This is a genomic window from Rhodococcus sp. KBW08, from assembly GCF_003852455.1.
Taxonomy (GTDB): domain Bacteria; phylum Actinomycetota; class Actinomycetes; order Mycobacteriales; family Mycobacteriaceae; genus Rhodococcus_F; species Rhodococcus_F baikonurensis.
In genome coordinates this window covers 256,032-267,344 of the sequence record NZ_QAJJ01000017.1, presented here as the reverse complement: position 1 = coordinate 267,344, position 11,313 = coordinate 256,032, and the positions used below count along the sequence as shown (strand labels likewise).

General features: G+C 63.8%; 10 protein-coding genes. 4 read left to right on the top strand and 6 right to left on the bottom strand.

What is annotated here, in order from left to right; genetic code table 11:
- Positions 1-102: 102 nt before the first annotated feature.
- Together DBV08_RS21810 and DBV08_RS32375 are read right to left on the bottom strand one after the other, a co-directional pair.
- A complete protein-coding gene (locus DBV08_RS21810) occupies positions 103-1,566 on the bottom strand; it encodes a trehalose-6-phosphate synthase (RefSeq protein ID WP_124568816.1) in 1,464 nt (487 codons plus the stop codon).
- A gap of 103 nt (positions 1,567-1,669) precedes the next feature.
- Positions 1,670-1,843, bottom strand: a complete 174-nt coding sequence (locus DBV08_RS32375) for a hypothetical protein (RefSeq protein ID WP_164490548.1) — start codon at positions 1,841-1,843, stop codon at positions 1,670-1,672.
- Between the two features lie 156 nt (positions 1,844-1,999).
- On the opposite strand from DBV08_RS32375, the gene DBV08_RS21805 reads away from it, so the two are divergent.
- Both DBV08_RS21805 and DBV08_RS21800 read left to right on the top strand, forming a co-directional pair.
- On the top strand, positions 2,000-3,754 hold the full coding sequence (locus tag DBV08_RS21805; RefSeq protein ID WP_095971465.1) for an ABC transporter ATP-binding protein: 1,755 nt from the start codon (positions 2,000-2,002) through the stop codon (positions 3,752-3,754).
- 11 nt (positions 3,755-3,765) lie between these two features.
- Positions 3,766-5,553, top strand: coding sequence for an ABC transporter ATP-binding protein (locus DBV08_RS21800; RefSeq protein ID WP_372581081.1), 1,788 nt, complete (start codon positions 3,766-3,768; stop codon positions 5,551-5,553).
- A 14-nt stretch (positions 5,554-5,567) separates the two neighbouring features.
- Here the strand turns inward: DBV08_RS21800 and DBV08_RS21795 are convergent, their stop codons facing one another.
- The gene (locus DBV08_RS21795) at positions 5,568-6,503 is read right to left on the bottom strand and encodes a methionyl-tRNA formyltransferase (RefSeq protein WP_124568815.1); all 936 of its coding nucleotides are present in this window, start codon (positions 6,501-6,503) and stop codon (positions 5,568-5,570) included.
- 110 nt (positions 6,504-6,613) lie between these two features.
- Between DBV08_RS21795 and DBV08_RS21790 the strand changes: the two genes are divergently transcribed.
- Positions 6,614-7,417, top strand: a complete 804-nt coding sequence (locus DBV08_RS21790) for an alpha/beta fold hydrolase (RefSeq protein WP_095971463.1) — start codon at positions 6,614-6,616, stop codon at positions 7,415-7,417.
- 59 nt (positions 7,418-7,476) lie between these two features.
- On the opposite strand, the gene DBV08_RS21785 is transcribed toward DBV08_RS21790, so the two are convergent.
- The 3 genes from DBV08_RS21785 to DBV08_RS21775 all read right to left on the bottom strand — a co-directional run bounded on the left by DBV08_RS21785 (position 7,477) and on the right by DBV08_RS21775 (position 10,510).
- Positions 7,477-7,746 (bottom strand): metal-sensitive transcriptional regulator, encoded by a 270-nt coding sequence (locus DBV08_RS21785; RefSeq protein WP_095971462.1) that lies wholly within the window; start codon positions 7,744-7,746, stop codon positions 7,477-7,479.
- A gap of 89 nt (positions 7,747-7,835) precedes the next feature.
- Positions 7,836-8,246, bottom strand: coding sequence for a DUF302 domain-containing protein (locus DBV08_RS21780; RefSeq protein ID WP_124568814.1), 411 nt, complete (start codon positions 8,244-8,246; stop codon positions 7,836-7,838).
- Positions 8,247-8,362: 116 nt separating this feature from the next.
- Positions 8,363-10,510, bottom strand: a complete 2,148-nt coding sequence (locus DBV08_RS21775) for an MMPL family transporter (protein ID WP_124568813.1) — start codon at positions 10,508-10,510, stop codon at positions 8,363-8,365.
- 147 nt (positions 10,511-10,657) lie between these two features.
- Here DBV08_RS21775 and DBV08_RS21770 point away from each other — a divergent pair, with 147 nt between their 5' ends.
- Positions 10,658-11,242 (top strand): bifunctional 2-polyprenyl-6-hydroxyphenol methylase/3-demethylubiquinol 3-O-methyltransferase UbiG, encoded by a 585-nt coding sequence (locus DBV08_RS21770; protein ID WP_124568812.1) that lies wholly within the window; start codon positions 10,658-10,660, stop codon positions 11,240-11,242.
- The last annotated feature ends 71 nt before the right edge of the window (positions 11,243-11,313 follow it).

The following is an 11,313-nucleotide window of genomic DNA, read 5'->3' as shown; positions in this document are numbered from 1 at the left end:
CACCAAGGGCTGGATCCGGGCATGAAACAGGCTGGGGCCGCGGAGATTTACTCTCCGCGGCCCCAGCCTTTGTGCGCTGCACCCAGCCTTGTTGAACTGGCCTCAGGGCTCTCGGGATTCGGCCGGAGCGATCAGCGCCGGGCCTGCGGCACCGCCGTGTGCGAGCGCGTCGAGGAACGAGCGGGCCCAGCGGTCGACGTCGTGGGTCAGGACCTGACGACGCAACGCGCGCATGTGGCGTCGGCCGTCCTCTCGCGGTTGATTGAGAGCCTTCTCCATCGAATCCTTGACGTCGTCGAGGTCGTGGGGATTGCACAGGAATGCCTGACGGAGTTCGGCTGCGGCACCGGTGAATTCGCTGAGCAGCAATGCACCGCCCAGATCGCTGCGGCAGGCGACGTATTCCTTCGCGACGAGGTTCATGCCGTCACGCAGCGGCGTGACCAACATGAGATCGGCGGCGACGAAGAACGCGACCAATTCGTCGCGCGGGATCGGCCGATGGATGTAATGGACGACGGGGCGGCCGACTTCGCTGAACTCGCCGTTGATGCGGGAGACCTTCTGTTCGATGTCTCCGCGCATCTGTACGTAGCTTTCGACGCGTTCGCGGCTCGGGGTCGCCAGCTGCACCATGACCGTGTCGGCGGGATCGATGCGCTTCTCCATGAGAAGTTCGTGGAGCGCGGCGAGCCTGACGTCGATGCCCTTGGTGTAGTCGAGGCGGTCGACGCCCAGCATGATGTGCTTGGGGTTTCCGAGTTCCTTGCGAATCTGCTTGGCGCGGTCCCGAATTGCCTTGGTGCGCGAGAGTTCGTCGAGCTTGCCGGAGTCGATGGAGATGGGGAAGGCGCCGACGCGGACGCTACGGAAACCTACTTGCACCACACCGAGTTTGGAGCGGACGCCGACGGTTCCGCGTGAAGTCTGCTGCCCGGCAAGGCGTCTGGCCAGGTACAGGAAGTTCTGTGCGCCACCTGGGAGGTGGAATCCGATGAGGTCGGCGCCGAGGAGGCCTTCGACGATTTCGGTGCGCCACGGCATCTGCATGAACAACTCGACCGGGGGGAACGGAATGTGCAGGAAGAAGCCGATGGTGAGGTCGGGGCGCAGCATCCGCAGCATCTTCGGTACCAACTGCAGCTGGTAGTCCTGGATCCAGACGGTTGCGCCCTGTGCCGCTGCCTTGGAAGTGGCCTCGGCGAACCGCCGGTTCACCTCGACGTAGGCGTTCCACCATTCGCGGTGGTATTCGGGTTTGACGATGACGTCGTGATAGAGCGGCCAGAGGGTGGCGTTGGAGAATCCCTCGTAGTACTCGTTGATTTCCTCGGCGCTCAGCGGCACCGGGTAGAGCTCGAGTCCGTCTTCGACGATGGGGTCGAGGTCGGCGTCTGCCACGCCCGCCCAGCCCACCCAGGCGCCCTGATTGCTGCGCAGGATCGGCTCGAGAGCGGTGACCAGTCCGCCGGGGCTTCGCTTCCATCGTGTGGTGCCGTCGGGAAGCCGTTCCAGGTCGACGGGCAGGCGGTTCGCTACGACGACGAACTCAGCCTGCCCGGACACGGCGTCACCGGTCGAAGAAGCAGGTGCGCTGTCAGAAAGGGTTGAACTGGTCGAATCCGGACTGACAGGCACGTGGTTCCTTCTCGGTCGGTGAGGGAAAGATTCAGTCGAGCTTGGCGGCGGGGGAGATACCGAGCATCGAGAGCAGCATCCTGCACTCGTCGGCATCTTCCGCGTAGGCAGCGACGACGCGCTGTGCCTGACGAGCAGTTTCGTCCGCTACGGGCTCGAGGTCCTCGTCCGCGATCTCGGTTTCGACGGTCGTGTTCTCAGCCATCATGTTCCTCTCGTGCTTGCCTGCACGGCGCAAGCAATGGTTCTTACTCGCGACTCTATGAGAACTGGGCGTGTCGACGCTAGTTGCTCATGTATTAGGGTCGACTTACTTATCTCTGTACTCAACTTTATCGCTTCCATCGATGCTTGGAGTTCCATGAGTTCGACCCCCTCGAGTGTGACCGTCGACTCGGACGAGCCGGATAGTGGCAATCACAGCGGTGCTGCGATTTTGCGACGCGTCCTCGTCCGTAACCGTGGCCCGCTCGCTATCGGCACGGTTCTGGTCTGTCTGCACCAACTGACCGAGACGGCGGTGCCGATCTCTATCGGTGTGATCATCGACCGTGCGGTCGAGACTTCGGACACCACGGCCCTGATCGTCTCCATCGTGGGTCTCGCGGCTCTGTTTCTCGTTCTGACGGCCGCGTGGCGTTTCGGTGCACGGTTCATCGTCACTGCGATGCAGCAGGAGGCTCATCGGCTCCGGCTCGAGGTGGCGCACCGTGTCCTCGATCCGCGTGGGGTGCGCACCGATCTGCGATCAGGTGAACTGCTGACCGTTTCGACATCGGACGCCGAGCAGACGTCGTGGATTGCGGACATCGTTCCGCGCGCGGCCGCCGCCCTGACCGCTGCGGTGGCGTCGGCGGTGGCGTTGGTGTGGATCGACCTCTGGCTGGGACTGGCCGTTCTGATCGGAACGCCGGTGATTCTCGGTCTGCTGCAACTGGCGGCGCCGCTCATCACGTCGAGGGCCACCGGTCAGCAGGCCTCGATCGCGCGAGCGTCGGCGATGGCTACGGATCTGGTCAGCGGATTGCGTCCGCTGCGCGGGATCGGCGGCGAGAAGACCGCGTCGGCGCGCTACCGCACCGTCAGCCGTCAGGCGCTCGCTTCCACGATCGGCACGGCGAAGGCAACCGGTATCTACACCGGCGTTGCCGCGACCATCAGTGCGTTGCTCGCAGTCGGTGTTGCCGGTTTCGCGGGATATTTCGCGTTGCAGGGCAGGATCACGGTCGGTGAACTGATCACCGTGGTGGGGCTTGCGCAGTTCATCATCGAACCGCTCGGATTGCTTGCGTCCATTCCCGGATACTTCGCGGTGGCTCGTGCATCGTCTGATCGACTGGCACTGGTCTTGGACGCGGAGCCGCTGCGGGGAGCGGGTTCGCAGACCGAGCTCGAAGGCACCGACCTGACTCTCGACGGAGTCGAGTACAAGTCCCTCAAGGGCATCGATCTGCATCTGCCCGCTGGGGAACTGCTGGGCGTCGTGGCTTACCAGCCGCAGGACGCCGACGCTCTTGTCGCGGTCCTGTCCGGTCAGCTGGCGCAGGACGCGTATCGCGGAGTGGTGAGGGTTGGCGGAATCAGCCTGTCCGACATGGACTTGCGATTGGCGCGCCGCACAGTGCTGGTGGAGCCGCACATCACCGATCTGTTCTCCGGATCGCTCGCGTCGAACGTGACCGCGGGCGCCGGTGATGCTGCCGGTCTCGACATCCAGAGCGCTCTGGTGGCGTCGGCAGCGGCGGATGTCGTCGACGCACATCCGGACGGTCTCGATCTCGAAGTGACCGATCGGGGCGCGAGTTTGTCGGGAGGCCAGCGGCAACGCGTTGCCCTGGCGCGGGCCTTGGTGGCACAGGCACCGGTGATGGTCCTGCACGATCCGACGACGGCGGTGGACGCGGTGACCGAGGCGTCGATCGCCGAAGGAATCGCAGAACTGCGGCACGAGGGTGCCGGCGGCATCCACACGACGGTATTGATCACCAGCAGTCCGGCCTTGTTGGCCGTGACGGATCGAGTGATCGTGTTGAACGACGGAGTGATCGCCTCGACGGGCACACATTCCGAACTCTCTCGCGGCGACGCGAACTACCGAGGAGCGGTGCTGCGGTGACGGCCACGGACATGACTACCGGTATGCCGGCCGGGGAGAACGCGGAGAAGGTGACCGAGCGTGAGTTGTTGCCGATCGCGAGTGGTCGACAGACCTGGAAGTGGTTGCGGGCAGCGCTGGCCGAGCACCGGATGCAGAGCCTGCTGGTCCTGATCGTCGCGGCTTCGGCGTCGGCGATGGCCTTGGTGCCGATCTACGTCTTCGGTGTCCTGGTCGACCGGGTCCGGGACAACGCGCCCACGTCGACGATCGTCGGGGTGGTCGTGATCATCGCCGCTGCCGCAATCGTGGGTGGCGTGTTCACCGGTGTGGCCGCCTATCTGATCAAACGGCTAGGCGAGACGATCCTGGCGGATCTGCGCGAGCGGACCGTGGACCGGGCACTGCGCCTGCCGATCCAGACCGTCGAGAAGGTCGGCAAGGGCGATCTGCTCTCACGAGTCGGCGACGACGTTTCGGTGATCGCCAAGGCCGTGTCCGATGTGGTTCCCGGCATGATCGCGGCGGTTCTGCTCGTGGCTCTGAGCATGGTGACCATGCTCGGACTCGACTGGCGACTCGGTCTGGCCGGCATGGTCGCGCTGCCGATGTACGCGCTGGCGCTCAAGTGGTACCTGCCACGATCGGCTCCCGTTTACGCTGCCGAGCGGGTAGCGATGGGCGCTCGTTCACAAGCGCTGATCAGCAGTCTCCAGGGTGCCAAGACCGTGCGCGCGTACAGCCTCGAGAAGGAACATCTCGGTCAGATCGATGCGGCGTCGGCGAAAGCGCGTGATCTGGCCGTCGGAGTTTTCGGCCTGTTCACCAGATTCGCCGGTCGCGGTAACCGCGCCGAATTCGTGGGCTTGTCCATGATTCTGGTCGTCGGATTCCTGCTGGTTCGTGAGGACGTCGTGACGGTCGGTCAGACGACGACTGCTGCCCTGCTGTTCCATCGCCTGTTCAACCCGATCGGCTCGCTGCTCTACACCTTCGACGAAGTGCAGTCGGCCGGCGCCAGCCTCGCGCGACTGGTCGGCGTCGTCGAGATCGAGGAAACGGAGCCTTCGACGGATGCAGGTTCCGTTCCGGCTGACGGTTCGCTGCGTCTGGACGACATCCGGCACAGCTACGACGGTGGTCACGAGGTACTCCATGGAGTGACGCTCAACCTGCGAGCGGGGGAGCGCGTGGCGCTCGTCGGTTCGACCGGAGCCGGAAAAACGACGCTTGCGGCGATCGCTGCCGGTTCGATCACTCCGACGTCGGGGAGGGTGTCGATCGGCGGTGTCCCGCTTGCCGACCTCGACGACCTACGACGCCACATCGCGATCGTGAGTCAGGAGGTCCACGTTTTTGCCGGACCCCTGATCGAGGATCTGAGGTTGGCGGCTCCCGAATCCTCGGACGAGGACGTAGCCGCGGCACTGCGGACAGTCGGCGCGTACGAGTGGGTGGAGGCTCTCGACGAGGGAATGCTGACCGTCGTAGGCGAAGGCGGGCACGAGATGACGGCGGCACAGGCGCAACAGTTGGCCTTGGCGAGACTGGTGCTGGCCGATCCCGCCGTCGCGGTACTGGACGAAGCAACAGCGGAGGCGGGCAGCGCCGGAGCGCGGGAACTGGAAGCGACTGCCGAAGCTGCTACGGAGGGCCGCACCACTCTGGTTGTCGCACACCGGCTTACCCAAGCTGCAGGCGCCGACCGAGTGATCGTGCTCGAACACGGGCAGATCGTAGAAGAAGGCCCGCACCGCGAACTGGTGTCCGCGGGCGGGCGTTACGCGCAACTGTGGGCGGCCTGGGAGGGACGCGACTGAGAGCGTTCAGACGATCAGGTGAGGTACCCGCCGCCGTGGGGGAAGAACTCGGCGGCGGTGTACTCGCTGCCGTCGTCGAGTCGGACGCGCTCGATCCGCAGTCCCTTGTTCTTGCCCGACCACGCGTCGGGGCCCGCGACGATCACCATGCCGTCGTCTTCCTGGATGAATACTCGGCCGGGGGTTCCGCCGTAGTGCCCGCGTGAGACGGACGCCTTCAGGATGCGGACGCGCTGGCCCTTGAACTCCGCAAAAGCGTTGGGGTACGGATCGGACTGTGCTCGGACGAAACGCTCGATGACCTCGGCCGGCCAGGACCAGTCGACGTGACTGTCCTGCGGTGCGCGCTTGTGGAAGAACGTGGCCTGCGAGCGGTCCTGCGGCGTCCAGTCGGTACGCCCGGATGCGATCAGATCCAGGGCGTCGAGTGTGATGGGGCCGATCATGTCGATCGTGCGGTGGAACAGATCGGTGACGGTGTCCGTGGGGCCGACCGGCGTCGAACGCTGCAGCACGATGTCGCCCGCGTCGAGCTCCTCGTCCATCAGGTGCGCCGTGAGCCCGACTTCTTCTTCGCCGTTGATCAGAGCCCAGATGAGCGGGGAGAATCCCGTGTACTTGGGGAGCAGCGAATCGTGGATGTTGAGGGTGCCGTACTTGGGTGCGTCGAAGACCTCCGCCGGCAGCCAGGTGCGCCAATTGTTGGCGACGATGATGTCGGGAGCAGCTTCGGCCAGTGCGGCCTTGAAGGCGTCGTCAGGCTTGTTCGCCACGTGAACGGGTACACCGTTCTCGGCCGCCAGATCTGCAACCGAGTCCGCCCACATCTGTTCGTAGACGTGTTCACTCTTCGGGTGTGTGATCGCCAGCACGACCTCGTGATCGGAGTCGATCAAGGCCTGCAGGGTACGGTGGCCCCAGGTTTGGTATCCGAGCGTAGCGACTCTCAACGGGGGTCCTCCTGGACGAGCATGGGCTGGGGTTGCGGTCACACGACCGCCCATCAGCTTAGGCTATCCAACCAAAATTGTTGATCACACGTACGAGGAGGAAGGCTGACATGACGGTCGCCACAATCAACGGAATCCCCATCAATTACCAGGTCAAGGGTGATGGAGATCTGGTGGTGCTGATCATGGGGACCGGTAGCCCCGGTCGCGTCTGGGATCTGCACCAGACGCCGGCTCTGGTGGCCGCCGGCTATCGCGTCGCCACCTTCGACAACCGCGGAATCGCCCCGTCCGGCGAGAGCCTCGGCGGCATCACGATGCCCGACATGGTTGCGGACACCGCCGGGTTGATCGAGCACCTCGGCGGCGGTCCGGCCCACGTCATCGGTACCTCGATGGGCGCCCGGGTAGCGCAGGAACTGACGCTCGCCAGGCCCGATCTGGTTCGCAAAGCCGTGTTCCTCGCCGGCCATGCCCGGATGGATCATTTCCAGCAGGTCCTGACCGAAGGTGAGCGCCAGTTGTTCGACAGTGGCGTCGCCCTGCCGGCCAAGTACCGTGCCGCAGTGACCGCGGTGATGAACCTCTCGCCGGCCACGCTCGCCGACGATCACTCCGCACGCGACTGGATGGACATCTTCGAGTTCACCGGCGGCGCAACCTCACCCGGTGTTCGCGCACAGCTCGGCATGGACCGCGCTTTCGATCGACGGGGCGCATACAAGTCGATCATGCGCCCGTGCCTGTCCGTCGCTTTCGCCGACGACCGCATGATCCCGCCTTACCTCTCCCGCGAGGTGGCGGATTGCATCGCGACGGCGTCGTACGAAGAGATTCCCGACGCCGGGCACTACGGCTACCTCGAGCGTCCGGAGGCCGTGAACAAGGTGCTGATCGACTTCCTGGCGAAGTAGTTCTTCGCACGCGAAAAAGGGCCTGACCTGCTCACTGCGGGTCAGGCCCTTCTCGTATTTCAGGCCAGGGCCAGGAACAGCTTCTCGAGTTCGGCCTCGGTCATCGGTTCTCGACCGTCGGCGCTGTCACCGCTCAGGCATTCACGCAGCCCGGAAGCGACGATCTTGAACCCTGCTCGGTCCAGTGCCTTGGACACGGCTGCGAGCTGCGTGACGACGTCCTTGCAGTCGCGGCCGTTCTCGATCATCGAGATGACCCCGGCAAGTTGGCCGTGGGCACGCCGCAGCCTGTTCAGTACGAGCGCAATGCTCTCTTCGTCGCCGGTCATGGTGACCCCTTCTCGAGTGTTCGTGCTGCGACCGAGGGTACCCCTGGGGGCATGTCAGTGTTGATTCAGTATTTGATCCGGGTGCGGTGTCAGATCAGCGAGTCGACGACCGCCCGCAACTTGACGGCTGCGTCGGCTGCCACGGACTTCAGGCCGGGTTCGCCGGAAACCTGAACCATGAGAGCGGGATTCATTGCTTCGACGAAGAACGAATTCTCCGTGGTCGTATCCTCTCGGACGACGACGTTGCACGGCAACAGGAGACCGATCTGGCGATCCACCGAGACTGCCCGATGGGCCAGGGGTGGATTACAGGCGCCCAGGATCAGGTATTTCTCCATGTCCTCGTCCAGCTTCGCCTTGAGCGTTGCCTGCATGTCGATCTCGGTCAGGATGCCGAAGCCCTGCTCGGCGAGAGCAGCACGCGTTCGGGTGACGACGTCGTCGAAAGTTCCGGCGACCTTGGTTGCGATCGCGATCGGTTCTGTGGGTGTTGTCATTGCCCGCTCCTTGCCGTTGTTTCGATGTCGTTGTCTTCGATGCCGTTGGCTTCGATTTCTCTTGCTTCCACCATACCCCTGGGGGTATCAAGAAAACAGTGATGTCGGGTACACGATCAGCCATGCGAGAAGCTGATGTTCGGCAGGACGCTACGTAGCCATACCGGCGCCCACCAGGCTGCCCGGCCGGTGAGACGCAGGAGAACGGGCAGCAGCACCAAGCGGACGAGCACTGCGTCCAGGAGGACGGCTACACCGAGAATGATGCCCATTTCCTTGGGTGGCAAGGGATCTGCGAGCGCAAAAGTGAAGAAGACCGCAACCATCACCGCCGCTGCCGCCGCAATGACCCGACCTGAATGTGCCAGGCCGTCGATGTGTGCGATCGCGGGGTCACCTGTGCGTTCGTAGTGCTCCTTGGCGCTCGAGAGCAGAAATACCGTGTAGTCCATCGCGATGGCAAAGATCATGGCGAAGAAGAAGACCGGACCCCACCCGTTGAGGAAACCCTGGGGATCGAAGCCGAGTAGGCCTGCGCCGTGACCATCCTGGAAGATCAGCTTCGCGATTCCGAATGCGGCCCCGGTGGACAGCAGGCTGACCAGCGTGCCGATCAAGGCGATCAGAGGTGCCTGGAGGGCGATCAGCAGCAACAGGAATCCGAGCGTCAGAATCACGACCACGACGATGGGAAGGTAGTCGTCGAGTGCCTGCTGGAGGTCGAGATTTTCGGCCGGAGCGCCGCCGACGAGCGCCGATTCCGGCAGTTGTGACCGAAGGTCGGCAAGGATGGTGTCCATCGCAGGATCCGACGGATCGACAGTGGGAACTGCTTGCAGCATAACCAGATCGGATCCGTCGGCCGCTTCTTGCGCCGGGGTGACCATGGCGACGCCGTCAATGCTCATGGCAACACGCGAGGTGTCGGCTGCATCGTCGGCGGACGTGACGATCTGCAGCATTCCGGGCGCTCCGTCACCGAATTGCTGCTGGACCAGTTCGTAGCCCTGTCGAACTGGGGCGTCCTCGGGAACCACGGCGATGGAGGGCATTGCCACCTTCAGGCCGAAGACCGGAACAACGAGTGCGATCAGGACGATGAAAGCGCCGATGCCGAAAGGCCACGGGTGCTTGTGCAGCAGTGATGCCCAAGCTGCGAACATCGGGGAGCGGTGCTGCTGGCGCTTTGCGTACGGTAGTGAACCGCCGTTGACCTTGGCGCCGATCCTGCCGAGCACGGCCGGTAGCAGGGTGAGTGTTGCGGCGAGGACGAAGATCACAGCGAGCATGATTCCGACAGCCATCGTGCGTACGGCCGGGGCTGGAACGATGAGCACCGCAGACAAGCTGACCAGAACTGTCAGGCCGGAGAGGACCACAGCTTTGCCGGCGGTGTCCATGGTTTGAGCCACGGCCGTCCGCGGATCCGCATTGGTTCGCAATGCGTCCCGGAACCTGGCGACGAGAAAGAGTGCGTAGTCGATGCCGAGTGCGAGAGCGAACATCATCGCGAAGTTCATGGCCCACACGGAAATCGGCGTGATCTCGTTGAGGATCACGAGCCCACCCGCGGATGCGACCAGCCCCGCGAGCGTCAGCAGCAGTGGGAGTCCCGCGGCAACAAGGGAACCGAAGGCCAACACCATGATCGCGAGAGTGACGGGCCATGACATCATTTCGGCCTTGATCATCGCTTCGTGATTGGCCTTGTTGAAATCGCTCCACAAAGCCGACGCGCCGGTGGGGTACACCTCGATGGTGTCCGTGGACAATGCAGTGAGTTCCTTGCCGAGTTCGTCTACCGCACTGACCATCTCGTCGGTACTTGCGTTTGCGCCCGCGATCAGGATGCCGGTATGTCCGTCCGGGCTGATGGTCATTCCGGGCTGCGGAGTGACGACTTCACCGAAACGTGGGTCCGCGGAAAAGATTTCAGTTGCCGCGGCCAGCGTTTGCTGCATCGACGGATCCGTGATGGGCAGAGAGTCCGAGTGAACGACCACCTGCACTGCGGCGGAGGAGTTTCCACCGAAATGCTGCTCGGCCAACTCGCGTACCTGCACTGATTCGGATCCGTTCGCCTGCCAACCTGCGCCGGCCAAGGAGGTGAAGACGCTGGGTGCTGCGGCGCCGAGGGCAACCAGCGCGATCAACCAGACACCGAGAACGAGGCGGGTGTGCTCCGCCATCGATCGACCGAGGCGCGCTAGTATGCCGCCGGCTCGGGTGGGTGGGTCCGCGGTGACTGTTCTGGTCGCTGACATCTTCGCTCCTGATACGGGTGGGGGTATTTCTGGTCTCCACTTGTATACCCCCAGGGGTATGTGTCTGTCACGTTCGCGGGTTCTCTATGCTGCTCGGGGCACCGTCTTGATCAGTGATGGTGATTCGGACTACGAGGAGCAGAGATCTTGGACGCACACGACTGGGACGAGCGATACCGAGCGGTGACGGAGCCATGGGGAGTCGACCCGGCGGGAACCGTCGCAACACGCATTGCCGACCTGACGCCGGGCACTGCGATCGATCTGGCCTGCGGCGACGGCCGTCATGCGCGGTGGATGGCCGGACAGGGTTGGTCGGTGACCGCGGTCGACTACTCGTCCGTGGCGATCGATCTGGCACGGGCGAGTGACCGGGACAACGTTGTCGACTGGCGGGTCGGAGACGCGACTACGTGGCAACCGGAAGGGGCGGTCGACCTGGTGTTGGTCAGCTTTCTTCACCTCGAGGTCGACGAGCTGGCCGAAATCCTGAAGCGCGTCGGGGAGTGGCTGACTCCAGGCGGGCGCGTCCTCTATCTGGGGCATTCGATCGAGAACTTCCATCGTGGTGTGGGCGGTCCACCCGAACCGACCATTCTGCCCGGTATTTCCGATCTCGCTCGCGCAGCGGAGGGGTCGAGGGTCTATGCCCTCGAACATGTCGTTCGGCCGCAGGACGGTAAGACGGCGATCGACGTTTTGCTCGAATTCGGTCCGTGGGAACAGGTCTGACCAGGGTGGGAGCGTACCTTCACGTTCCTGGGTAGCCTACCCTAAACTTGCGAGGGTGTTCGTCGTTCGAT